This window comes from Xanthomonas hortorum (assembly GCF_040279205.1).
GTDB lineage: Bacteria > Pseudomonadota > Gammaproteobacteria > Xanthomonadales > Xanthomonadaceae > Xanthomonas > Xanthomonas hortorum_F.
The window spans coordinates 1-23,998 of sequence record NZ_JBEOLS010000063.1; the positions used below are offsets into that span (position 1 = coordinate 1).

Here is a 23,998-nt window from a genome sequence, read left to right on the forward strand (position 1 = left end):
TTATCGTTTCGAGTGTCACCTCGGGCAACTGTTCGGGCGAATCAAGGGAGAATCCGGCGTGGGTACCAAGCTACACGGCGATCGCTGAGATCCAGGCTCTCACGGTGGCCCACGCCGGCTCTCGACATCTAATCTGCCAGATTGCGAACAGATAAGGCTCTTACGCGGCATCCATGCCGCGTAAGGTCCCGCGACGGTGGGCGGGCAAGGACCAGTGGAGATGGTCGGTGTGTATGGTTTTCAATAAAACAGCCGGCAAACTTTCTGGCGAGGTGTCCTCACCGCTTGCGGGACCGTGTGGCGGCATGGATGCCGCCACACGGTCCCCAGGGACGGGTTCACGGCGTGTCCCGCGAGCAGCGAGTGCGCCGCGCCCTCGATCCACTCAGCGTTTGACCTGGACTTCTGACGGCATCCATCAAGACGCGGCCGACAACACCAGACTCACCACCGGCGCCCGCTCGCGACGTTTTGTTAGCCACTCTTATTCCGCAATCAAGCTGCCCAGTCGCAAAGCCCCCTCACCGTCGTGGCCCAGGGTGTCGCCCGGATTGCTCAACCGGCAGCGGCGCAGCGACAGACACCCGCAGCCGATGCAGTCGGTAAGCTGGTCGCGCAGCGCCTGTAGTTCGCTAATGCGCGCATCCAGTTGCCCGCGCCAGCGCGCCGACATGCGCGCCCACTCCGCACGTGTGGGGGTGCGCTGCTCCGGCAACACCGAGAACGCCTCCAGCACCTGCTGCAAGGGCACGCCAAGCCGCTGCGCCACGCGGATCACCGCAATCCGCCGCAACACATCGCGCGCATAACGGCGTTGGTTGCCTGCGGTGCGCAGGCTGCGAATCAAGCCCTTGCGCTCGTAGAAATGCAATGCCGACACCGCAACGCCACTGCGCTTGGCCACTTCGCCCACGGACAACTCACGCTGCATTGCCTTGACCTCAACCTTGGTTGAGGCAGGATGCTGCGCGGCCATGACCGGTGCAAGTACCGATGTCATGGCTGTGCTCACGCTCGTTCCTGGATCTTCGATGCCCACCGACATGCCTACCGCAATCACCACGCCCACCACGCCACTGGGCGCCACGCAACCCACTTCCATTCTCGCCGCGCCGTATCGCGCCGCAACGCTGGGCATGGTCGCGCTGGTATCGCTCAATGCCTTCGAGTCGCTGGCGGTTGCCGCCGCCATGCCGACCGTGGCGCGCGAATTGAACGGGCTGCCGCTGTACGCGCTGGCCTTCGGCGGCACCTTGGCGACCAGCGTGGTCGGCATGACCGCCGCCGGGCGCTGGAGCGACCGGCGCGGCCCTGGCGGCGCGCTGGGTGTGGGACTGCTGTGCTTTGTGATCGGGCTGTTGATCGCCGGGTTGGCGCCAAGCATGCCGCTACTCATCGCAGGGCGCTTGCTGCAAGGCCTGGGCGCCGGCGCGTATTCGGTGGCGCTGTACGTCATCGTCGGGCGGCTGTATCCGGAAGCGTTGCGGCCGCGCGTGTTTGCCGCGTTTTCGGCCGGCTGGGTGGTGCCCTCGTTGATCGGGCCAGGCATCAGCGGGCTGATCGTGCAGCATGTGGGTTGGCGCTGGGTGTTTCTGTCGGTGCCGTTGCTGGCGATTCCGGCCGGGCTGATGTTGTGGCCGGCCATCCGCGGGCGCGCGTGGTCGGGCGAACCGTCCGTCGACTCCAACGCCGCGTTCGGCTGGGCGATCGGTGCGGCCTTGGGCGTGCTCGGCGTGTATCTGGGCGGGCAACTGCACGGCGCGCTGGCGTTGCTTGCGATGACGCCAGCGCTATTGCTCACGCTGTTCTGCGCCTGGCACCTGTTACCGGCCGGCACGCTGCGGCTGGCGCGTGGCCTGCCCAGCGTGATCGCGCTGCGCGGCATTGCGGCGGCGGCCTTCTTCGGGTTCGAGGCGTTCCTGCCGTTGCTGCTGTCGCGCGAACGCGGCCTCTCACCGCTGCTGGCCGGCGTGGCGCTCAGCGTGGGTGCGCTGGGGTGGTTCAGCGGCTCGTGGTATCAGGGCCATAGCCGCGCCGGCTGGTCGCGCCCACGCCTGCTCAAGACCGGTGCGTTGTTGATGTCGCTGGGCATCGTGATCAGCGCGGGCGCGGTATGGCCACTCATTCCGGTACCGGTGGCAATTGCCGGCTGGGCGCTGGCAGGCCTGGGCATGGGCCTGCTGTATCCGAGTCTGTCGGTGTTGACGTTGTCGTTGTCGCCGCCGGCGCAACAAGGCGCGCACAGTTCGGCGCTGCAGTTGAGCGAAGCGATTGCGGTGGCCGGCATGCTGGCGCTGGCCGGCGCGTTGTTCGCCGCGCTGCTGGCTTCCGCGACGTTGGCCGCGTACCTGAGCGTGTTCGCGTTGGCGTGGCTGCTGGCGGTGGCGAGCTTTTTCGTGGCGCGGCGGGTGTGATGGGTATGCAGCCGGCTTTGCCGATCCTGCCGGGATCGTTCAAATCTCGACTGGAAAACCATCGCCGCGAGCGGCTGGTCATTTTTTCGCCACCCATCTTGACAGCGTTGCAGGCCGCGGCCTGCGCTCACTTGTCCACAGCCTTGTGCAACTTCCATCCACAGGGGGTGTGGAAAACCTGCACTGCTCGGCCTGCAGTGAAGGGCTTGCGCGCAACCAAGGCGTGTGTAAGGCGATGAAGCGCGTTGTCTGCGCTGTGCAGGGCGTGACCATTGCGCAGAGCGCAGCCACGTAACCGGCAAACCTCACGAACGGCCACAGGTGAGGCAATCGCAATACGCAACACCGCCACCTTGCGGTGGCGATGCGCACTCACTACTGCATCAATCCACGATCACGTGCGGTACGAAGCGCGAGGTATCGCGGGTGATCGGGCCATCGTCGTCGCGCATGCCCAGCCCGGCGGGGCGATCGGCCACCACCCAACTGCCCACCAGCGCATGCCGCCCGTCGAACACCGGCAACGGATGGTGCGCCTGCAAAATCGCCGGCCCGTCCACATACGGCCCATCGGTCTGCGCAGCATCGCCCTGTGCGGTGACCATAGAGATATTGGCGCCCTCGCGCGAGAGCAGCGGCTTGCGCACCCAGCCTGCCGTCGGCGCTTCGCCTGCTTGCGCAAAGCGGGCTGCCAGCAGATTGGGATGGCCTTGATGGCGCTCCCACAGCAGCGGCAGGATGCCCTTGTTGCTCAGCACCGATTTCCATGCCGGCTCGATCAGGCGCACACGGTTGGCAATCAATGCCGGCCCGAAGCGCTCTTCCATCATGAATTCCAGCGGGTAGAGCTTGAACAGCGTATGGATCACCCGGTCCTGCTCATCGGTGAACCAGCCATCGGCGCTCAGGCCGATATCTTCGATGGCCACTTCCTCGGTGCTGATGCCCACTTGGTGCGCGCAATCGCGCAGATACCGCACCGTGGCGCGATCCTCCAGCGAATCGCGTACCGCTGAAAAATGCATCTGCGGCCCGATCGCGCCATCCACCGCCAGCGCGCCCAGCGTTTCGCACAGCAGGTCCTGGATCAGGTTGTATTGGTCGGTGCCCTTGGGCAGCACGCCGGCGGCGATCTGTTGCTCCAGCCACAACCACTGGAAATACGCCGATTCGTACAGCGAGGTCGGCGTGTCGTAATTGAGTTCGTACAACTTGGCCGGGCCGTTGCCCGCATAGGCCAGATCCATGCGGCCGTACAGATGCGGGTCGCGGTCTTTCCACGAGTTGGCGATCCAGTCCCAGTAGAACGGCGGGATCGCCAGCTGCGTCATCAGCTGTTCCGAGCCCACCACCTCGTCCACCAACTGCATCGCCATATCGTGCAGTTCCTGGGTGGGCGCCTCGATGTCGTCCTCGATCTGGCGCAGCGAGAACGCGTAATACGCGCTTTCGTCCCAATACGGTTCGCCGTCGATGGTGTGGAAATGGAAGCCGAGCGACTCGGCCTGTTCGCGCCAATCGGTACGTTCTGCAATTGCGATCCGTTGCATGTCAGCCGCCGTATCCGGAGCTGCGCCCGCCGCTGCCGAACGAACTGCGCGCCGCCGCACTGGAGCCGAAACCCGAGCGCGAGACGGTGATCGCACGCGACGGCATGTCGATGGCGCCACTGCGCCCACGCACGGTGCCGATACGGTTACTGGCCAGATCGCCGTTGGGTTTGTAGTAACCGCCGCTGCGGTAATCGCGATACAGCGGCATCGCGCCGCCGTAGCGGTAGCCGCCGCCACCGCTCATGTTGCCCAGCGCATAGCCCAGCAGAAACCCGCCCATCGGCGGAATCCAGCTGTGCTGGCCCTGGGTCTGGCCTTGCACTTCGGTGCAACTGCCGAACTGCGCATCGCACTCGTAGCGCGAATTGAAGCGCGGCGCGGCCTGCTGATGCTTGGCCACCGCCTCGTCATAGGCCTTGAGGCATTGCTGGATGTCGGTCTGTTCCTGCTTGATCTGGTAGCAGTCGGAGGCCGACTGCAGCACCACACCTGTCTCTGGTTCAGAACCACAACCGGTGACGAGGGCGGCCGGCAAGGCGGCCATCAAGGTGAGCTTGAGATTGCGTGAGCGCTTCATGCCTGTACTCCGTTACGGCGTGATCGCCGCAGCATTGATCAGCCCGACCGCGATCGACACGCCGGCCGAAAAGATGCCCGCCGCAGCGACGTTGTCGGTGATCTGCCGCGAGATGCGCCCGGCCACCACGTTGGCCAGCAGATACGCCACGATCTGAATCCCGCAGGCGACCGCGCCCCAGATCAGCGCATCGACCAGGCTCACCGAGTGGGTGATGGCCGAATGCAGCGGCAACGCCACACCGATGAAGTTGCCGGCCAGTGCGGTGGCCGCAGCCACATTGCCTTGCCGCAGCAAGGTGAAGTCCTTGTGCGGGGTGACCAGGGTCACCAGCACCACCGCGACGATCAACACGCCCAGGCCAGTGCCGAAGTAGGAAAGAAACGCGAGAAAACTCTGCAGGTTGATCGGGTTCATGACAGGACCAAGGTAAGTGGAAGACGAGCGCGCGCGCTCAGGTGATATCCAGATCGGCGACGGTGACATCGATGCCGACCGCATAGGTGACGCAGAATTCGTTGGGGCCGGAATCTTCGCCGGTGACCAGCAGAAATTCCTCGCGCTGCAGCTCCGGCACATCGCGGCTGTAGAGCATGGCGTAATGGGTCAGATCGCCGTCGCGACGCGGCGGCTGATAGCGGTACAGCACTTCGTCGTAGGCGATCGGCGGGATCCGCGCGGCATCGTCGGTGGACTGGGTGGCGCGCTCCCAACGTTTGCCGGCGTAGTCGATCTGCGCCGCACCCAGATGCGGATGCTGCATCACGAACTCCTGAAACGCCTGCTTGCTGGGCGGATTGACCGTCTCGCAATACACAAACGCCTTCATCGCTTCCAGATCGCCGCCCACCGTGGTGACCTGCAAGAACGCATCGTCGTCTAGGTAGAAACGATGCAGGGAATAGCCATCGCCCAGATTGACGTGGCCATAGCACGGGATGCCTTGATGGCCGCCCGGCAGCTCGGCGGTCATGGCCTCCGGCGCCATGCGATACAGGGTGGTGTCGATCTCCACCTGGCCCCCCACACGCAAGCCCAGCGGCAGCGTGTGGCCGATCGCACCGGTGCCGGACGTGGGCGCCGCTGGCGGTTGTGGTTGACCGAACAACTTGCTGAAAAAACTCATCGTCATGCACCTTGTGGCGATGGGGAATGGGGAACGGCGGCAGTGCGCAGGGCGTGCCATGCGATGGCGTGCGCAGGCACGCGCTGCTCGGCCAGGTAATACAGCATGGCACCGGCCGCCACAGCGGTGTGTGCGGGCGGGTTCAACCGCAACGCACCATCGGGCGCGCGCAGGCCCAGCAACAAGGCGCCGCGCTGGCTGAAGTCGGCGGCCACGACGCGGTAATCCAGCGGGCCTACATCGGCCGGAACCGCGAGACTGAACTGGGTGGGGCCATCGTCCACCGACAGCAGCTCGGCAGTGATCGCCGCACTGCCCGGATCCTGCGCAGCACGCGCCAGGATCTCGGCGGTCATCGGGCGGGTGCATTCGATGGCCGGATAGTGGCAATTGACCAGCCGCGCGGCGCTGCCCGAATCGAAGTGCGCCACGATGTGCGCACGCGGCGCATGCGCCATCAGCGCGAACACCGCCGCCAGGGTCTGATCGTCGGATGGCGGGTTGACGATCACCCGCGCCGCGCCCGCGATGCCCGCACGCAGATACACGTCCGTGTGCGTATACGACTCGGCGGCGATGAAGCGCATGTGGTCTGGCATCGGGTTCTCGGCTACGCCCTCGGCGATCAGCACCACGCCTTCGTCGTCGGTGGCGGTGTCCGAGAGCAACAGTTCGAGCAAACGCGCGGAGGCGGCGCCCTGCCAGCCGATCAGAATGGTGTGCCCGCGCAGATCGGCGTAAGCCATCTTGCCCATGTAGTGGCGCCTCCAGAAAGTGATGAGCACGCCGCTGGTCTTGGCCAGCACCGTGGCGAACAGCGCCACCGCGCCCGGCATCAACACGAACGCGGCGATATAGCGCCCGGCCACCGAGCCCGGCGACAGGTCGCCATAGCCGATGGTGGTGGCGGTGGTCATGTAGTAGTACGGAAACGCGCCCAGGCCGACGAGCTTGTGCTCGCCAGCCATCAACAACAACGCCCAACTCACGCCCATGTGGGCCAGCAGCGCCAGCGCCACCAGGCCCCAGCTGACGCGGCGCACATGGCGCCGCAGTACCCGGAACAACCGTCCGACAATGATCATGGCGCGTCCTGTGCCGTGCGGTGGATCAGCTGTCGCTGCGCGGAACCTGCTGCACGTCGCGCACCTGGCCGATCAGCGGCGCGGTGCCGCTGGCAGTGTCGTGGCCGAGTTGGGCCGGCTTCTTGAAGCGTGCCAGCACTGCGGCAGCGTTGGACTCGCCTTCCATCAGGCCGGCTGCGGCCAGACGCCGGTTCAGATCGCCGTCGCCGCTGGACGATTCGAGTTCTTCGGCCGATTCGATGCGTGCGGAAGTCTCGGCCTGACGCGCCTTGATCCGCTCCAGCGATTCCAGCGCCGAGCCCATCTTGCTGCTGGCACCGGAATGCCGCGCGGCAATCGCCGCCTGCGCTTTTTGCACCGCGTCGGTGGCCTTGACCGTATCGATCTGCTGGCGCATGCCGCGCAGCTGGTTTTCGGTCTTCTGGATGGTGGCCTTCAGCGTCACCACCGACTGGTCCAGCGAGCTCTTGGAGGCCTTGTCGCCGGCGTCCTCGCTTTCCAGCGCCGCCAGCTTGACCGCCACGTCGTGCGCCAGTGCCTCGTCGTTCTTGGCCAGCGCACCTTCGATATAACGCGTGTATTCGGCCATCTTGCCGGCGCGCGCGTCGATCTTCTGCTGGGCGAGCTTGCTCTGCGCCATCAGCTTGGTCAGCTCCTCGCGCGAGCGCGTGAGCTGGGCGCCGGCATCGCGCATTTCCTGGTCCAGGATGCGCAGCGCGTTGGCGTCGACCGCCTTCTGGCCGGTTTCGTGTGCAGTGCCACGCAGCAGCGTGATCAGCTTTGAAAAGATACTCATGACAACACGCCTTTAGGAAAAGAACGGCTTGAGAGATTCGGCGGCATCCAGCGTATTGGCCGCCAGGGTCTGGATTTCCTCGTCGATCTGGTCGAGCGTGGACGACGCCGACAGTTCGCCAAAGACCACATAGCTATCCTTGCCGTCGACCTGCACCAGGCCCAGGTTGGACAAGGGATTGAGCGGGTTGAGGCGCAGGCAGGCGTCGTTGAACGCCGCGCGGTCGCTGACCTGGTCGGCATTGGCCAGCAGGGTGGAAACGAACACCTGCGAGCCGGAGGCGGCGACCTGGATCTGCATGTCGCCGTGGTCGGCCAGGGTGAGGTTGATGGCCGGCTCCAGCCCGTCGATCAGCTCGACCTCGATCGGCTGGTCGCGGTAGCGCTCGGCCAGCAGGCCGTGCAATTCGACAGTGGTGTACTGCGTCATACGATGTCCTGTCCTTTGGTCATGCAGCGGTGGTCGAGCAGCTGCGGTGATGCAGCAATGCTCATGCAATGGGCGGACATACTACAGACTGTCTGCGACCGGCAGAAAGGGCCGGAAGACACTGGTCATGCAACATCAAGCGGGCGCCAATCCAGGCGCCGATCCAGTGGCACACGCCTCCCCAAACGCCGCCCGCGCCGGCCCGACGGTGAGCGCAGCCATTGACCGCCAGGCTTACGGATACAGCATCCGCTTGCTCCAGCGGCTGGCCGCATCGGCCTCGTAGCGCCAGCGCTCGTGCAGGCGGAAGTTGGCGCCGTACCAGAACTCGAACGCCTGCGGCACTACCCGGAACCCGCCCCAGCCGTCCGGGCGCGGCACCTCGCGGCCTTCGAAGGTGGCCTCGACCTTGGCGATGGCCGCGTCGAACTCCTCGCGCGAGCCCAGCGTCTGCGATTGCAGCGAGGCCCAGGCGCCGATCTGGCTCATGCGCGGGCGCGAGGCAAAGTAGGCATCGGATTCGTCCGCACTCACCAACTGCACGCCACCTTCGATGCGCACCTGGATGCCGGCCTCGCGCAGGCTGCGCCACAGAAACAGCAGCGCCGCCTGCGGATGGGTCTGCAAATCGCGGCCCTTTGCGCTGTCCAGATGGGTGTAGAACACGAAGCCGCGCGCATCGAAGGCCTTGAGCAACACAGTGCGCGCGCTCGGTCGGCCATCCACGCTGGCGGTGGCCACGGTCATCGCGCTGGCTTCCAGTTCGGCGCTGTTCTGTGCCTCGGCATACAACGCGGTGAAGGTGGCAAGGGCTTCTGCGTATAGATCGGTCATGACGGTGAGTGGGCAGCAAGATTGACGCCTATTGTGGGCGCATCGCGCGTGCTTCGCCCATGTGCGGCGATCGACAGGTCTGCGTTCACTTCCTGGGACTGCAGCTGGCGCCTGAAAACCGCGTCGCGCTCGTAGCCTTCGGCTTCCCAGCGTCACTGACGCCTGCCCGACAAGCGCTCGCCACGCGTTGCGCGCAGACGATCCATCTTCGGTTGTCGCCGCTGTCGCTCTGCGCGGCGGCAGGGGTCGATGCTGCTGCGCGTAGCCGACGGCTGCCCTCGCAGGAATGGTTTCAGTCCATGCCGATCGGCCCGATGCGCGGGCCCGAATGCTACGATCCCTGCGCATGAACCCCGCTCCCAATCTCGTGATGGTCGGCCCGATGGGCGCCGGAAAAAGCTGCATCGGCCGCCGCCTGGCCGAGCGCTTCGGGCTGGAGTTCGTCGATGTGGATCAGGCCATCGTCGAGCAGGCGGGCAAGAGCATTCCGGCCATTTTCGAACAGCATGGCGAAGCGCGGTTTCGGCAGCACGAAGTCGAAACCTTGCAGGCGCTGCTGGAACAGCACAACAAGCTGATTTCCACCGGCGGTGGCGCGGTGCTGGATCCGCTCAACCGCCAGCGCATCCGCGCGGGTGGGTTTGTGGTGTACCTGCACGTGAGCGTGCCGGCGCAACTCACCCGGTTGGCGCGCGATCGCAATCGCCCGCTGCTGCAACGTGCCGACCGCGAGCAGGTGCTGCATGCAATGGCCGAGCAGCGTACCCCGCTGTACCAGGAGGTCGCCGACCTCAGCCTGGAAACCGATCACTTCTCCCCCGCCGAGGCCACCGCGCAGCTGGTGCTGCGCCTGGCCGCGCAATGGCGCATGTCGAGTCCCCCCGCATGACACTTCCCCGTTCCTCGCGCAGCGTCGATGTCGACGGTGCGCAGCCTTACACCATCACCATTGCCCCCGGCCTGCTGGCCGACGGCGCGCGCCTGGCCAGCCATGTGCGCGGCCGCCACGTATTGCTGCTCAGCGACTCGCAGGTGGCCCCGCAGTACGCCGCCGGCGTGCGCAAGGCGCTATTGCAGGCGCGCCCGGACCTGCAGCTGGGCGAGCTGGTGATCGCCGCCGGCGAAGCCTCCAAGACGCTGGACAATTTCGGTGCCGCGATCGCGGCATTGGCCGAACTGGGCGCCACCCGCGACGCCTGTGTGTTCGCGCTCGGCGGCGGCGTGGTCGGCGATCTGGCCGGGTTCGCGGCGGCCTGCTGGATGCGCGGGGTGGACTGCGTGCAACTGCCCACCAGCCTGCTGGCGATGGTGGATTCCTCGGTCGGCGGCAAGACCGCAGTGGACATCCCGCAGGGCAAGAACCTGGTCGGCGCGTTCCATCCGCCACGCGCAGTGATCGCCGATACCGACACCTTGCACACCCTGCCCGCGCGCGAGCTGCGCGCCGGGCTGGCCGAGGTGATCAAGTACGGCGCCATCCGCGACCCGCTGTTCTTCCAGTGGCTGCATGCCGAACGCCGCGCGCTGCTGGAGGGCGATGCGGATGCCCTGGCGCAGGCGATCGCGCGCAGCTGCGAGCACAAGGCCGACATCGTGGCGCGCGACCCGCTGGAAAAGGGCGAGCGTGCCCTGCTCAACCTGGGCCACACCTTCGGCCATGCGATCGAGACCGAACAGGGCTACGGCGCGCCCGGCAACGACAACCTCAACCATGGCGAAGCAGTCGCGGTGGGCATGGTGCTGGCCGCGCGGCTGTCGGCCGCGCTGGGCATGAGCGATACGCAGGACACCGAAGCGCTGCGCGCCCTGCTGCACGACTTCGACCTGCCCACCGAGATCCCGGCCGGCCTGTCGCCGGAAGCGCTGCTGGAGCGCATGCGGCTGGACAAGAAGAACATCGCCGGCCGCCTGCGGCTGGTGTTGTGGCGCGGCATCGGCAAGGCCGAGGTGGTGCCCGATGTCGACGAGGCGGCGGTGCTGGAAATCCTGGCGGGCTGAGCAACGCCATCACTCACTAGTCTCCAACGCATTCGTAGGAGCGCCCCCGGGCGCGACAGGGCCTTGCCGGTAAATCCCCATCGCGCCCAGGTGCGCTCCTACGCAATGCCTGCTTGCCGATCGTCTGCGCGGGCGAAGCGGGACGTCACTCGCGCAGGAGCCCGCTGGCATGCGGGACCTTTGCCGATGCGTCCTACAGTGCCCGAAGCGCCTACCCGCCACCGCGTCGACAGCCCTTGACCAGCTCCGCAGATAACCGCCGCTCACAGCGCCGGCCTGCGGGCATCCACCGCACCGACTGCCACCCATTGCCCGATGCACCTTCGCAAGCGGCGCAACCCGGCGCGCCCACTGCTCCCAGCCTTCAGCACCGCCCGGCTACAATCGGCGCCATGCGTATCCACTTGCAACACGATCCCGGCGGCAATGCGCCGCTGCGTTATGTCCAGCTGACCCTGCAACCGGATCTGTTCGGTGGCTGGGAGCTGCTGCGCGAGAGCGGCGAGATCGGTGGACGCTCGCAGCTGCGACGCGACCAATACCTGCTGCAGGATGAGGCGGACCGGGCCTTCGACAAGGCACGCGACACCCACCTCAAACGCGGCTTCCAACTCATCACCGGCGGCGCCGACGCGCCGCGCTGAGGAACACCATGCTCAAGAACGATCGCCTGTTGCGTGCCCTGAACCGCCAGCCCGTCGACCGCACGCCCGTGTGGCTGATGCGCCAGGCCGGCCGGTATCTGCCGGAATACCGCGCCACCCGCGCGCGCGCCGGCAGCTTCCTCGGCATGGCCAAGAACCCCGAGATCGCCTGCGAAGTGACGCTGCAACCGCTGCAGCGCTTTCCGCTGGACGCGGCGATCCTGTTCTCCGACATCCTGACCATTCCCGATGCGATGGGCCTGGAGCTGTATTTCGTGGAAGGCGAAGGTCCCAAGTTCCGCCATCCGGTGCGCGATGCGGCCGCGATCCATCGGCTGGGCGTGCCGGACATGGAAACCGAGCTGCGTTACGTGATGGATGCGGTGCGCCTGATCCGCCGCGAGCTGGATGGTGCGGTGCCGCTGATCGGTTTCTCCGGCAGCCCGTGGACGCTGGCCTGCTACATGATCGAAGGCGGCGGCAGCAAGGAATACGCGCGCATCAAGGCAATGGCCTTCAACGCGCCACAGGTGCTGCATCACCTGCTCAGCACCGTCACCGATGCAGTGATCGCCTACCTGTCGGCACAACGCGCGGCTGGTGCGCAGGCACTGCAGGTGTTCGACACCTGGGGCGGCGTGTTGTCGCCGGCGATGTACCGCGAGTTCTCGCTGCCCTACCTCACCCGCATCGCGCGTGAGCTGGAGCGTGGCGACGGCGCCGAGCGCACCCCGCTGGTGTTGTTCGGCAAGGGCAACGGCGCCTACGTGAGCGAACTGGCCGCCAGCGGCGCCGAAGCGGTGGGCGTGGACTGGACCATCTCGCTGGCCGACGCCGCACAGCGCGCTGGCGGCCGCGTCGCGCTGCAGGGCAACCTGGACCCGGCCACCCTGTACGGCTCGCCCGAGGCGATCCGCGCCGAGGTCGGCAAGACCCTGGACAGCTACGCCCAAGGCAACGGCGGCTCGCGCGAAGGCCACGTCTTCAACCTCGGCCACGGCATGTCGCCGGACATGAATCCGGAGCATGTTGGGGTGCTGGTGGAAGCGGTGCAGACGCTGAGCAAGCGGTAATGCGCCGCGCGACCGACAGCACCCGCACGTGCTGTCGGTCGCCACGCAGCGCGCGTACGCGATCGGGTCATCAACTGCGCGGCGTTTTGCTGATTGGTGCATGAGCGGATGCAGCGCGGGACCGCCGGAGCACCTCGAGTTGCCTGCCCACCTTGGCGTGCAGCGCCATCAAGCAGGCGCTCTGCACCGCCGGCAAACCCGGCGCGCACTGCCGTGAGAGCATCTCGCAAGGGCATCCGCAGTAGCTGCGGATTTGCTGCGAATTGTGTTCAAGAGCGACCGCAGGTTGTCACCAGCGGCCGTCAGATGGGCGCGGAGAAATTGCAGTGTCCGCGTGTGCCTGCCGAGCATCGGCCGCGCCCGTCAGGCGGTCGCACGGTGATGCAATGAGTTGCACTAAACCAAGCGCATCCCACCGACTTCGTGCGGCAGTCAGCTTGTCATCCTGCCTGCATCGATGCGATACGAGGCAGATGTCGTTGACCTCTCACTGTCAATCGCTCAGGCCGAGACGCTGGGCGAAGCCGTGCACCGTCAGGAAGCCGTGCACCAGCAGCAGATGCGCCATGCCTCTGCATACGACCTCCACCGGAGCGGCGGCGGTGGTCATGCCACCCACGCTTGGCACGCAGCGCCGCCGATAAACCCACGCCAGGCGATACCGCACACCGTTGACAGCTCGCTGCCCGGCTCGCTGCAACCGCAAACCAGCTCGCTATAGCGGTTCAAGCATTTGTAGACAGCGCACCCTCTCCTCTTCCGCACGTCAGCGAAGCAGAGTCTGACCGCGCAACGGCAACACGTCGTTGCGATAGGGCGGGCGTCACACACGACCAAGCGGACGCGAGCTATCGGGCCCGGGCTGAGATAATCGGACGTTACTGATGTTGTGTAGCGGGTTTATGCAAACGCCGTTGCGATTCACCCATGAATTCCCCGCACGGCGTTCCAAATCGCCGCATCGATACGCATGCCGCTCTAAAGCGGATCGGGCTTCACGTCGATAAACCCGGCATTGCCGTCGTTTAAACCAATTTTTCCAAACGAAGGAGATTTACTGTTTCTCCACGGTGATGCGGTGCCACTGCAACACATCTCCGGACAGGCAGGCCGCCTGCCGAACCTCGACATCGTCACGTTTGTTCAAGCGCTTCACTCATTCGAGAAACAGGGAGAAAAGCATGGCATTTCCAACCGCCGTCAACGACCAGATCACCGACTCCGTCACACAAGCCAATACCAAGGTGCTGGGCGATGCCCCGGCCATCGCCATGGGCAATCTGTACCAGGCCACCGCACAGGCGCTGGCCAATGCAGCCCATAACGCGACCAACGCGCAGCAGCAGAGTTATGTCACTGCGCAGTCTTCAACCACGATGGGTGTCGCCACCCTGTACTCCATCGATACCGCCACCACCGGGGTAGCGACCAAGCAGATTCTGAGCACTGGCGTGAAGGGCCTGGGCTAAGTCAATCGTGATTTCTGGCACATAAGGAGCAAGCAATGGCATTTCCGACCGCAGTCAATAATCAGATCACCGATTCCGTTACCCAAGTAAATACCAAGGTTCTGGGCGACGCACCGGCGATCGCGATGGGCAATCTGTATCAGGCAACTGCGCAAGCGTTGGCCAATGCCGCCCACAACGCAACCAACGCGCAGCAGCAGAGCTATGTCACTGCGCAATCGGCCACCACGATGGGCGTGGCGACGCTGTACTCCATCGACACCGCCACCACCGGCGTCGTCACCAAGCAGATCCTGGGCGTCTGACGGCCCGGCTAACGCCAAGGACATTCGCCAATGGCATTTCCCACCGCCGTCAACGACCAGATCACCGACTCGGTCACCCAGGCCAACCTGCAGGTGCTGGGAAGCTCCCCTGCCGCAGCCATGGGCAATCTGTACCAGGCCACCGCGCAGGCGCTGGCGAACGCGGCACATAACGCAACACTCGCGCAACAACAGATGTATGTCACCGCACAGGCAGCAACCACCATGGGCGTTTCGCTGCTGTACTCGCTCGATACCGGCGCCACGGGTGCCGCCACCAAGAAGATGCTCGGCTAACCACTAACGCCGCAGGCTCTTCGTTCTTTCACTACCTCAAGGAGTTTTCACCATGGCCTTTCCGACTGCCGTCAACAGCCAGATCACCGATTCCGTATCTCAGGTCAACACCAAGGTCCTCGGCGATGCGCCGGCGATTGCAATGGGCAACTTGTTCGTCGCCACCAGCCAGGCGCTGTCCAACGCCGCGCATAACGCCACCAACAACCAGCAGCAGTCCTACGTGACGATGCAGGCATCGACGACGCAGGGCGTGTCTACGCTGTATTCGATCGACACCGCGTCCGATGGCGTCGCCACCCGGGAAATCCTGAGCGCCGGGCTCCGGTAATCGGCAGCCAGGCGCCGCTGCCACAGCGCGAGCGGCGCCTGGTTCGATACGCGATGCCCTTGTTATTACCACGCATCTTGCTGGTCGAATCGAGAAAGGACGCCTCATGCTGCAACTACGTCATATCCCCACGTCCAACACCCTGGACGTCGTAGTGAGACTGATCAGGGGCCGCACCATTGTGGCGACGTTTGCGCCGCACCAAAAGGCGGTGATCAACGTCGAGTTCGACGGCATCCTGCCTGTGATTCCCGGAGCGCAGCCGTTGATCTATCGCCAGAAGCTGGACCGCGTGATCGACGTGCCGCACGGCAATTTTGCATTCCTCGAACGCGTGCCCGATGGCGTGGCCTTGCAGTACGCGTGCAAACACGCGCCACAAAACACCGTCATGTTCTCGGCGTCGGCTGGCGTCGCACAGCGCAGGCCGTCGTTGGCTTAGGACGCCGACGCCAGTGCCCCGTCATGGAGCCAAGCGCGCAGGCTGCAAGCGTCGCCAACCTGATCGGCACTGCCGCTACAGGTGCGGCGATGGCCATCGGCCAGGCGCCGGCCTTCGCGATGGGGGCGACGTATCTGGCGCTGTCGGATTCCATCGCCCTCGCAATGGAAAACGCAGTCGCCAACCAGCAGCGCGGACAGGTGCTTGCCGATGCAGCCCTTACTCAAATCCTTGCCTTAATCATCCAGAAGGGAGCGACTTCGTCATGATCGACGACAGTAGCGTGAACAGCCAGGTCGTCGATGCGGTGAGCAGCATCGTGACGCTGACCACCGGTCAGGCACCCGCACAGGCGCTCGGCATGCTCGATGCCGTGATGCTGGAGACGTTGGGCATGGCGATGCACAACGCCGTCAATCGGCAGCAAGGCGCCGGCATGATCAATGCAGCAGCGATCACCGCCGCCTGCGCCAAGATGATCTCGGCACCGTTCCCGGTTGCGCCGCCACCACCGCCTGCACCACCCGGACCACCACCGACGGTCGCGCCGTTGCCCGGCCCGCCCCCCGTACCGCCCCCGCCTGCAGCACTCATCGCCGCCGCAGCGGCGGAAGCCAAGGTGGCCGTCGACGTGCTGAAAACGCAAGCGCAAGGCGCCTCGGCAGATGCCGCGACCGCAACCGCCGACCTCATGGAAGTGCATGCGCTGAGCGTACCACCGCCCCTGCCCGCTACTCCCCCCGCCTCCGGCGCCGGCCCCAATGATGCTGCCACTCCTGATGCTCCTGCTGCTGCACCCACAACTGCAGCCGCTGGCACACCCCCTGTTGTTCCTGCATCTGCACCTGCTGCTCCTGCTGCACCTGCATCTGCATCTATCCCTGCACCTGCACCTGCGCCGCCTGCTCAGTCCTAGGCCGTCTGCAGAGATGAGGTCATCCCCCCCCTACCACCAGGCCTCATTGAAAGGCGGCCGATCATTCCATGGGAACCAAGATGGAACCGACAAAGGTCAATGCGCAGGTCATCGATGTCATCAACCAGGTGCAGCTGGCGACCATGAGTCCGCAGGTCGTGCTGACCAGCGGAGCCGGCAAAGCCTATCAATCGGTGGCGCAGTCGACCGCCATTGCGGTGCAGGACGCCACCGACGCGCTACGCAATGTCTCCACGATCGCCACCACGGCCGTCGGCGTGGCGATGGCGCAGTACCTTGCCACCGGCGACGCGAAGTACGTCACCGCGCTCACCCAGGCGCAGGCGCTGATGCAGGGCGCCACCGACGACTTTGCCCGGATCGGTTCGGCGGCCGGCCTGGTACTGAAGAATTTCCCCGCTGGTTGAACTCACAAGGAGTCACGCAATGTCCGTTTCGATCGCAGGCCGCCTGATCTCGATGCCGACGATGCTCTCGACGCTGGGCAGGCAGTGCCTCGCCTTCATCGATGGAGGCACGCAATGGCTGGCATGGGCGATCCAGTCGCCCGGTGTTCGCTATGACTTTCCCGACGAGAGCAGCTTGCTCGACGAAGTGCAGCAAGGCCTGCATGGCTCGCGCCTGGCCTTGTTGCCACAGTTGGAGCTGAAGGTCAGCCCGGTCAAGCTGATGACCTTGAGCCCGACCGACCTGGGCACGCTGGCGCAGGCAGAAGCAGGCGACACCGGCTCGGTGGTCAAGGCGCAGCTGCAGCGGATCTTCCGCGACAACACCCTGTACACCGCAAGCGACCTGGCCGCAGGCCGCAGCCTGCTGACACAGTTGAACGTCGCTGGCGCCGGCGTGTTCCAGTCGCTGGACCTGGAAGAAAGCCTGGCGCTACGCCAACTGGCCGCCGAAGCGCCGCCAGCCGACGTCACGCCAGCACTGCAGCAGGAGGCAGCAGCATTCGCTGTCGAGCAGGCGCGGACGCCGCTGGAATTCTGCGATTACTACCGCTTCTATCTGGCCTGCACTGCCACGATCGCAGCTGCGGACGAGCGCGCGCATGCGGCGGCATCGGCAATGCAGACGCTGTTGCCGCAGCTGTTCACCACCCTGGATTGCCCACAGGTCCAGGGGCTGCCTTCGCCCAACGAGGTTGAACGCAGCGTTGCCGAATGGCTGGCACGCGGTCGCCAGATCGGCTTCGCGCGGCTATCGCTGGCGGCCCAGCAGATCGTCCAGCACACCCGCTACCGAGGCGACGGCGACGACCAGGCGGCGGGCGACGCGATCCGCCTCTACCTGCAGTCGGCGCAGGCATTCCTGGCGGCCAACCGGCCCAGCCGTGGGGTGCTGGGCCAGGACGGCAGCAGCTGCATGTTCTCCATGCACAACGACGCCCTGGCTGCGCTGCTGCAGGTCAACAACGGCGTCATCTCGCTACGCGATTTCGGTGCGGCGCCCGCGCCCAACAGCGCGCCGCCCGCTGCGGAGACGGGGGCCTCGGAGTGAACGCATCGAGCTCGTTTCCCGCGGCCACCGAACAGGCCCCGCCTGCGATCAGCGCCGCCGACGCGGCCCGCGACGCAGTGCACGCGGGACGTGCAGCCGCCCTGGCGGCCGCACGCCAGACCATGACGCAGGCCGAACATGCACTGGGCGAAATGCTGCGCACGCTCGCAGCGCAGCGCCCGCCCGATACCGCACCACTCATCGCGCCGATCCAGCCATCGCGCACCGATGCCGTTGCCCCACTCCATCCAGCTTCCCCTTCAGGAGACACCAGCATGTCCGACGATACCCAGCCCACGCCGCCGAACCAGACACCAGCCACCACTGCGCAATCGCCAGGATCGTTGCAGGTCGAAGCCGCGCTGCAGGCGGCGCAAGCCCAGATCGACCAGGCCATGGCGGCCAGCAATATGGCAGTGCAGGCGGCGATGCAGGCCGCAACCGCGGCGACTGCCGCAGCCGGCAACGGCCAGGCGGCCGATAGCGCAACGCAAGCATTGCAGCAGGCCGACCAAGCCGCCGCCGCTGCGGTCGCCGCCGCACAGCAGCAGGCCGAGCAGGCGATGAGCGCCGGCATACCCGACTCGCCGCCGCCGGAAGGGTCGCCCCCATCGACGCCGGACCGGAGCTGATGGCATGCCACAGGTCTATGCGGCGGTGTCGGATGGGGCCGGCCATTATCTGATTGCGCGCAAACGCCTACTCAATCAGTGGTGGGCGGAATACGCGGCGCCGGTACTGGCGATGGAAGCACTTGCGCTGGTATGTCAGACCAATGCGGATCCAACGCAGGATTGGAACACCGCCCGGGTTCGGCTAGGTAACGCATACCAGGCGGCAAGTGGGGTCTTGTGCGACGGGATACCCGTCTTTCCCGACGCAGCAAGCGCACTCGATCGTGCAAGAAACGCATGCATCGCCACTCCCGACGGGAAAGTGATCGCCAACAACGCACTGATCGCAGTCCAGAATCTCATCGATGTGACGATTGCACGCCGCCCGGCCATTCCGTTTTCTCCGGGCATCAAGGCCGATACCGCCACGCTCGCATCCAGCATCGCCACTGCCGGCGGCAATCCCCTGCAATGGAACACCCCGCGCGCGCAGGCCGAGGCGATCGCGGCCGCGCTCGATGCCTGGGCAGCCTCCCAACCACCAGGCATCGTCAATCAGGCAGGCCAATGGGCATTGCCCGGTGGCGGCATCCACGACGGCGAATCTCCCGAGACTGCGGCGCGGCGCGAGTTTGCCGAGGAGACCGGTTTCTCGCTCGACAACGTGAGTGACTTCCCGAGCGATCCGCCAGTGCAACTGACCGACCCGAAACGCAAATCGTTCTGGCTGGCGTGTTTCTCGACCAGGCTTTCTCTGGATGACATTGCGACATCTATCAATCGGGCCACTGTTCCGCACGCAAGCGGCAATCGACCGGCCAGCAGCGCAGTCTGCGATTGGGAAATCGAAGGCGTGCAACGCGTCGAGAAATCGCAACTGCGCGCCTATCTGGGTACCTACCAAGCCCTGTCGCCGGCCGATGTAACCACAGCGGCTTGCGCCCAGGCACGCATTGCCCATCCGGGTTCGCCCACCCCAACCAGTTATGACAGAACGTGGCAGACAAGCAGACGCCATGCCATCGATTGGTACGCACTGATCGCCATGCATCTGCAAGTCACTGTTTGATTACCCGTTCCACCAGCCCTCTCCACACGCGGAGCTTCACCATGACCTTCCACATCGGCTTTGACACCGACCGCTTTCCGGGACTGCCCGCGCTCGCCTGGTTGAAGACACAGACCGGGCTGGCCTGGTGCGGCTATTACCTGGCGCCTGCGCCCAGCCATGCGGATACCGGATGGATGGGATGGCGACCGACGTTGGTCGCCAATGGCTGGGGGCTGGCGCCGATCTATCTTGGCCAACAGAGCGCCGGGCCGGGCTCGCATACCGTGACCGCAGACCAGGGCAGCGTAGACGGCGCAAACGCGGCTTTCCTGGCCGATCAAGAGGGCTTTCCCGTTGGTGCGACGGTCTATCTTGACTGGGAAGACGGCGGGGAACCCAGTGATGCTGGGATCGCGTACATCCGCGCCTGGATCGCGGCACTGGTCGCTGCCGGCTACGCGCCGGGCCTGTATTGCTCGCACGTACTGGCCGCCAGCCTGGTGGCCGCACTCGCGCCGGGGCCAACGCTGCAGGTCTGGGCCTGGCGCGTCGCCAACGCCAACACCCACACCTACGCCGGCGACATCCAGACGGTGACCGCATCCGATCCGGCCGGCTGCGGTTATGCGCATGCCGCGCTCTGGCAGTGCGAACAGAACGCGGTGCTGTCGCTGCCGGGAACGCCCTGCGATGGTCTGCAGATCGACCTCACTTACTCCGACGCCGCAGATCCAAGCGCTCCCTGAGCAAACGCACCCTCCCCCTTTGCGAGCCGAGACCACGCCATGAAGGAATCTCCCGAACAAGAACAACTGCGCCGTGCGATCAGCGGCGAGTTGACCAAACGGATCAACGACGCGGCGCGCTATCCCAACGTGCGCTCTGCGGTGATCCAGGCATTGGGCACCATCCAGGATCGGATCGCGGGTCTATGCATCGCGGTGCGCGAGCGATTCATGTTGCGCGACGACCAGCCGCTGGCACGCTTCTACATCAAGGGCGGCAATGCATTCACAGCATGCATGGACCTATTGCAAGGGCAGGACCAGCACCTGTTCGATTCGGGAAGCTCGGATTGGGACACGCAGGTCGCGATTGACCCCTGGCTTCCCACATCCGTGCAGGATGCGCTGCATGCGGAAATTGAGGACATCGTCGTCGATGAGATGAAGAAGGCCGGCGTCCTCATCGCCTTCGAGCTCAGTCTGCTGACGGCCCTCGAATCTCCGCTGTCGGAGCAGCTTTACCCCATTCCACGTGCGCAATGGAGTCCGAACACAGTCGACGTGAGGTGTCTGGTCACCTGTGACGCGCCGCAGACATTACGCAGGGTCTTCGAGCGTGACCGCACCGGCCTGTCCGCCTATACCGGTGTGGAGATCGCCAAGATCGGGGAGCGCGATACCCCATCCCCGCCAGGCATCGTGCTGAACGACGGGATCAAGCCATTCGTGCTCTATCGCCTGGGTTACACCTGGCACGCCAACCTCATGGAAACCTATGTCGACCGGATTGTTACGGAACCGGCAAGTCCACGCGGCATCCTGATGGAATTGATCGACGTGAGCCTTCCGCGCCGCGACACGATCGAAGCGATCACGATCTGGTCGGAGATGGAAAACGGACACCTGACCATCGCAACTGCTGGCGGCACGCAGGAGCGTTGGCAATTGCCGTTACCGGACCTGGATTATCATCTGCGCGAGAATCTGCTGATGTTGTGCGAGATCGCCAGCGACCCGCTCGCACTGGGCGCGCATAAGGAAGCCAAGCGACGCGAACGCGTGGCCGCAATCCACGCCTGGTACGCGTCCAGAGCGCAGCTGCAGCATTTTCAAGACGTCCTCGATGTAATGGCGGGCAGACACGTCGGGCAAGCTGGCGACGACGCCACCGCGCTGGTGAACGCGTTAATGGCATCAGTACGTGCACGCACGTTGGGAGCCGCACCGGACTACGTCAACGGGCAACCGACCGATACAACGCGCACGCGCATCCTTGCCGCACGCTACGGCACCGGCACCCTGCTCACGCTGCTGTCGGCGTCCTTCACCGCGCCGGTCGTGCTTTCGGCAGCTTTCAGCGATGATCTGCGGTTGATGAGCATCCTCGCCCAGAGCCCTTATCTGGCGATCGACCGATTGCGTTTTTCCGGCGTGGACATGGCGGCGGTGGCACGGGTGACCCACAAGCAGCTACGAGGGCTGGACATTGCCGCATTCGAGCAAGCAGTCGGACGCTGGCTCGGCGAGGATGTCCAGGTCCTGGCCCAACCACACAACACGCCAAGGGTGGGAGGCATCAGCTACGAGTGCACGTTGGTGGTGTTCGTCAACAACAAGAAACCGCCGTTCGCAAAAACGGCCGTCGCGTTTTTGACTCTCACCACCGCCACTGAGGCGCAGGCACCCTTCTATTCCAGCCCGTCCGATCGTGCCAATACATATGCAGCGCTGCTAGACATCGACGGTCAGCGCAAGGCAGCTGCTGCGCTGATCGGAGAGTTCGTGCTGCGTGATCTGCTATCCAAGCAGCACGAAACCATCAAGACACTGCTACCTAACGCCTAGACCGGTGACGCACCGACTTGGGCACCGGCGTTACGGAACTCACGCGGACTCACCCCCACCAGCCGTCGGAAGCTCTTCTCGAAATGGCTCAGGTCGCCGAAGCCGACCTTCAGCGCCACCTCGGTGATGCGCAATTTCCGTTGCTGATGCAAAAGCTCCTTGGCCTTTTCGATGCGCAGCTGCTGCAGCATCGGTTTGAACGGGGTACCGAGTTCGTCGCGGAACAGGAAGCCCAGATGCGACTGGCTGACGTGCGCCTGCCGGGCCAATTCGCCCAGGGTCAGCGGCTCGGCATAGTGATCGCCCAGATGCACCAGGGCGCGCCGCAGTGCGTCGTGCAGGGTGGCGAGACGTTGACCGGGGCGATGCGGAAGGCCGTCGATCCAGTCGACAGGCGTTTCCGGCGGCGTGGGCTCGGTTGGACGCTCGGCCTTTGGCGGCGGCGCGCATGCATCGCGCTGCGCTTCTTGCGCCCGGCCTTCCAGCAGACGCGGCACGTGGCGCTGGATATCGGCAATGCCGACCGGCCTGCCGGCGGTCATGACCGCCAGGCGCAGCACCACCCGCTCCAGCTCCTGGAGGTTTTCCGGCCATGGGTAGTGGGTCAAAGCGTCCATCAGCACTTCGGTGACCACCTGACCGTGATCCAGGCCATGCCGATCCAGCACGCGCTCGACATGAAAGCCGATATCTGCCCGCCGCTTGCGCAACGGGGCGAGCTCGATTGCCAGGACATCCAGTTGCGACAGCAGCGCGCGTGAGAAGCGCCCCGCACGCACGCGGCGCAACAGATCGGCGGTCGTGGAGGCGATCACCCGCGGCAAGGCCTCGTAGCCCGACACAGCCCACGGTGTGTATCTACCCCGAAGATGCCCAGCAAGCTGACGCTGTAGCGCGTCGTCGAGCTCGTCCACGCCCTGCAGGAACAGCGTTCCTCCCGCCGCGCGCTCGAACCATGTTGCCGGCATGTCGTCGGGTGCGGCGCAGTCAACCGCAACGAACGCCCCCTCTCGCCAGGGCGCAGTTGCATGCAGCAAAACCGCCACTTCCTCCTTCTCGATACCGAACTCGCCGCGCACGATGACTGGCAAGCGACTGTCTGCGGCCTGCTCGATGAACGCATCGATCATCCAGACGTCTTCGCAGACCCCCGTCAGCATCAGTGATCGAGCGAGCCGATCTTCCGCCAAGGTCCGCGCTGCATCGCGCTTGATCAGATAAGCACAACACTTTGCGATCTGCTGACACAGCATCATCGCTTGCGTGGTCATGCCGCCGTGGGCCTGGGTCACGTGTAGCGCGCCGAGCACTTGCCTGGCGTGCTGGACGGGAAAACAACGCTTCATCGTTGCCTGGTTGTTCGCCTGATCCGGATCAAGCGGATCGCTTCCCTCTACTCCAACGAACTCGCATATCGCGCCATTCAATATCTCGCTCTGCGATAGTTCCGCAGCGATTTTGCCGAGCATTGTCGCCAAGGGATCTCCCGGGAGATAGGCGCGCTGTAACACATTGAAGATCTGCTTTTCCATGGAATGTCCGACCTGATCACTGGCGCGCTCAGAAGGCGGCCATACCCAAGTCGCGCCATCCCTGACCAGACCGTCGGCAAAGCTCCAAGAAATGAATTCCGCTCTTTAAATTCAACGCTCCCCTCGCCGCCCGCTCGATCGATCCATCGCAACGCAGGGAAACCCTTGCTTGCCTTGGCTGGACCCGTTTGAGGCGTAAGAGATTCGCCAGCGAATCAACCGCTTGTCGCAAGCCAGATCGGGCATTAGCACGCCGCCACTGCCCTGTCCCGACGATTCGTGACGTGTGGCTGGCCTGACATTCAATTGGGTGAGGTTCGTCTCATTCGTTGCCGATGCAGCGATACATCGCTGCGACGGACTCAAGCAACGGCGTACCGCATGCCGTTGCGACTTTCTGCACAGTGGCGCGGGGATAATGCGT

At 65.0% G+C, this 23,998-nt stretch carries 28 protein-coding genes; 18 read left to right on the forward strand and 10 right to left on the reverse strand.

Translation table 11 applies throughout. The features are described from left to right. Positions 1-484 precede the first annotated feature (484 nt). Positions 485-931, reverse strand: coding sequence for a redox-sensitive transcriptional activator SoxR (soxR, locus tag ABS769_RS18895; protein WP_043889844.1), 447 nt, complete (start codon positions 929-931; stop codon positions 485-487). A 112-nt stretch (positions 932-1,043) separates the two neighbouring features. Between soxR and ABS769_RS18900 the strand changes: the two genes are divergently transcribed. Further along, complete coding sequence (locus ABS769_RS18900; protein WP_317062870.1) at positions 1,044-2,414, forward strand: MFS transporter; 1,371 nt, start codon at positions 1,044-1,046, stop codon at positions 2,412-2,414. Positions 2,415-2,797: 383 nt separating this feature from the next. Here the strand turns inward: ABS769_RS18900 and ABS769_RS18905 are convergent, their stop codons facing one another. The 8 genes from ABS769_RS18905 to pdxH all read right to left on the reverse strand — a co-directional run bounded on the left by ABS769_RS18905 (position 2,798) and on the right by pdxH (position 8,814). Continuing rightward, positions 2,798-3,964: a glutathionylspermidine synthase family protein gene (locus ABS769_RS18905; protein WP_317062868.1), complete on the reverse strand. Its 1,167-nt coding sequence runs from the start codon at positions 3,962-3,964 to the stop codon at positions 2,798-2,800. Position 3,965: 1 nt separating this feature from the next. Beyond that, positions 3,966-4,544: a DUF1190 domain-containing protein gene (locus ABS769_RS18910; protein WP_104550277.1), complete on the reverse strand. Its 579-nt coding sequence runs from the start codon at positions 4,542-4,544 to the stop codon at positions 3,966-3,968. Between the two features lie 12 nt (positions 4,545-4,556). Next, complete coding sequence (locus ABS769_RS18915) at positions 4,557-4,961, reverse strand: DUF350 domain-containing protein (protein ID WP_006449070.1); 405 nt, start codon at positions 4,959-4,961, stop codon at positions 4,557-4,559. 37 nt (positions 4,962-4,998) lie between these two features. Next, positions 4,999-5,676: a YjfK family protein gene (locus ABS769_RS18920; protein WP_006449071.1), complete on the reverse strand. Its 678-nt coding sequence runs from the start codon at positions 5,674-5,676 to the stop codon at positions 4,999-5,001. Beyond that, positions 5,673-6,755, reverse strand: a complete 1,083-nt coding sequence (locus ABS769_RS18925) for an ion channel (RefSeq protein WP_317062866.1) — start codon at positions 6,753-6,755, stop codon at positions 5,673-5,675. Before ABS769_RS18925 ends, ABS769_RS18920 begins: the two co-directional genes overlap by 4 nt. 25 nt (positions 6,756-6,780) lie before the next feature. Beyond that, positions 6,781-7,551 (reverse strand): PspA/IM30 family protein, encoded by a 771-nt coding sequence (locus ABS769_RS18930; protein ID WP_317062865.1) that lies wholly within the window; start codon positions 7,549-7,551, stop codon positions 6,781-6,783. 12 nt (positions 7,552-7,563) lie between these two features. Continuing rightward, positions 7,564-7,980: a YjfI family protein gene (locus ABS769_RS18935; RefSeq protein WP_005995044.1), complete on the reverse strand. Its 417-nt coding sequence runs from the start codon at positions 7,978-7,980 to the stop codon at positions 7,564-7,566. Positions 7,981-8,214: 234 nt separating this feature from the next. Next, on the reverse strand, positions 8,215-8,814 hold the full coding sequence (pdxH, locus tag ABS769_RS18940) for a pyridoxamine 5'-phosphate oxidase (RefSeq protein WP_074057342.1): 600 nt from the start codon (positions 8,812-8,814) through the stop codon (positions 8,215-8,217). A 346-nt stretch (positions 8,815-9,160) separates the two neighbouring features. Between pdxH and ABS769_RS18945 the strand changes: the two genes are divergently transcribed. The 17 genes from ABS769_RS18945 to ABS769_RS19025 all read left to right on the forward strand — a co-directional run bounded on the left by ABS769_RS18945 (position 9,161) and on the right by ABS769_RS19025 (position 22,042). Beyond that, positions 9,161-9,703, forward strand: a complete 543-nt coding sequence (locus tag ABS769_RS18945; protein ID WP_317062864.1) for a shikimate kinase — start codon at positions 9,161-9,163, stop codon at positions 9,701-9,703. After that, the gene (aroB, locus tag ABS769_RS18950) at positions 9,700-10,812 is read left to right on the forward strand and encodes a 3-dehydroquinate synthase (protein WP_317062863.1); all 1,113 of its coding nucleotides are present in this window, start codon (positions 9,700-9,702) and stop codon (positions 10,810-10,812) included. Before ABS769_RS18945 ends, aroB begins: the two co-directional genes overlap by 4 nt. A gap of 392 nt (positions 10,813-11,204) precedes the next feature. Continuing rightward, positions 11,205-11,456 (forward strand): WGR domain-containing protein, encoded by a 252-nt coding sequence (locus tag ABS769_RS18955; protein ID WP_006449079.1) that lies wholly within the window; start codon positions 11,205-11,207, stop codon positions 11,454-11,456. Between the two features lie 8 nt (positions 11,457-11,464). Further along, positions 11,465-12,529 (forward strand): uroporphyrinogen decarboxylase, encoded by a 1,065-nt coding sequence (hemE, locus tag ABS769_RS18960; protein WP_317062862.1) that lies wholly within the window; start codon positions 11,465-11,467, stop codon positions 12,527-12,529. A gap of 1,181 nt (positions 12,530-13,710) precedes the next feature. Beyond that, entirely contained in the window at positions 13,711-13,998 is a 288-nt protein-coding gene (locus tag ABS769_RS18965; RefSeq protein WP_115040621.1) for a RebB family R body protein, read from the forward strand. Between the two features lie 35 nt (positions 13,999-14,033). Next, a complete protein-coding gene (locus tag ABS769_RS18970; protein WP_022973269.1) occupies positions 14,034-14,303 on the forward strand; it encodes a RebB family R body protein in 270 nt (89 codons plus the stop codon). A 30-nt stretch (positions 14,304-14,333) separates the two neighbouring features. Next, positions 14,334-14,600, forward strand: a complete 267-nt coding sequence (locus ABS769_RS18975; RefSeq protein ID WP_317062861.1) for a RebB family R body protein — start codon at positions 14,334-14,336, stop codon at positions 14,598-14,600. Between the two features lie 52 nt (positions 14,601-14,652). Next, positions 14,653-14,931 carry a RebB family R body protein gene (locus ABS769_RS18980; RefSeq protein ID WP_022973268.1) on the forward strand — a complete coding sequence of 93 codons (279 nt, stop codon included), beginning with the start codon at positions 14,653-14,655 and terminating at the stop codon, positions 14,929-14,931. 106 nt (positions 14,932-15,037) lie between these two features. Beyond that, on the forward strand, positions 15,038-15,373 hold the full coding sequence (locus ABS769_RS18985; protein ID WP_317062860.1) for a hypothetical protein: 336 nt from the start codon (positions 15,038-15,040) through the stop codon (positions 15,371-15,373). Positions 15,374-15,396: 23 nt separating this feature from the next. Next, a complete protein-coding gene (locus ABS769_RS18990) occupies positions 15,397-15,642 on the forward strand; it encodes a RebB family R body protein (RefSeq protein ID WP_024939223.1) in 246 nt (81 codons plus the stop codon). After that, positions 15,639-16,289, forward strand: a complete 651-nt coding sequence (locus tag ABS769_RS18995; RefSeq protein WP_317062859.1) for a RebB family R body protein — start codon at positions 15,639-15,641, stop codon at positions 16,287-16,289. The genes ABS769_RS18990 and ABS769_RS18995 overlap by 4 nt, the downstream gene beginning before the upstream one ends. An 80-nt stretch (positions 16,290-16,369) precedes the next feature. Further along, entirely contained in the window at positions 16,370-16,717 is a 348-nt protein-coding gene (locus ABS769_RS19000) for a hypothetical protein (protein ID WP_104583135.1), read from the forward strand. Positions 16,718-16,736: 19 nt separating this feature from the next. Beyond that, on the forward strand, positions 16,737-17,807 hold the full coding sequence (locus ABS769_RS19005) for a hypothetical protein (RefSeq protein ID WP_317062858.1): 1,071 nt from the start codon (positions 16,737-16,739) through the stop codon (positions 17,805-17,807). Then, positions 17,804-18,439 carry a hypothetical protein gene (locus ABS769_RS19010; RefSeq protein ID WP_317062857.1) on the forward strand — a complete coding sequence of 212 codons (636 nt, stop codon included), beginning with the start codon at positions 17,804-17,806 and terminating at the stop codon, positions 18,437-18,439. Before ABS769_RS19005 ends, ABS769_RS19010 begins: the two co-directional genes overlap by 4 nt. A gap of 112 nt (positions 18,440-18,551) precedes the next feature. Further along, positions 18,552-19,490, forward strand: a complete 939-nt coding sequence (locus tag ABS769_RS19015; RefSeq protein WP_350498242.1) for an NUDIX hydrolase — start codon at positions 18,552-18,554, stop codon at positions 19,488-19,490. 41 nt (positions 19,491-19,531) lie between these two features. Next, complete coding sequence (locus ABS769_RS19020) at positions 19,532-20,218, forward strand: glycoside hydrolase domain-containing protein (RefSeq protein WP_317062855.1); 687 nt, start codon at positions 19,532-19,534, stop codon at positions 20,216-20,218. A gap of 39 nt (positions 20,219-20,257) precedes the next feature. Then, positions 20,258-22,042, forward strand: a complete 1,785-nt coding sequence (locus ABS769_RS19025) for a hypothetical protein (protein ID WP_317062854.1) — start codon at positions 20,258-20,260, stop codon at positions 22,040-22,042. Here ABS769_RS19025 and ABS769_RS19030 read toward each other — a convergent pair. Then, positions 22,039-23,574, reverse strand: coding sequence for a helix-turn-helix domain-containing protein (locus tag ABS769_RS19030; protein WP_317062853.1), 1,536 nt, complete (start codon positions 23,572-23,574; stop codon positions 22,039-22,041). The genes ABS769_RS19025 and ABS769_RS19030 overlap by 4 nt on opposite strands. Positions 23,575-23,998: the final 424 nt, after the last annotated feature.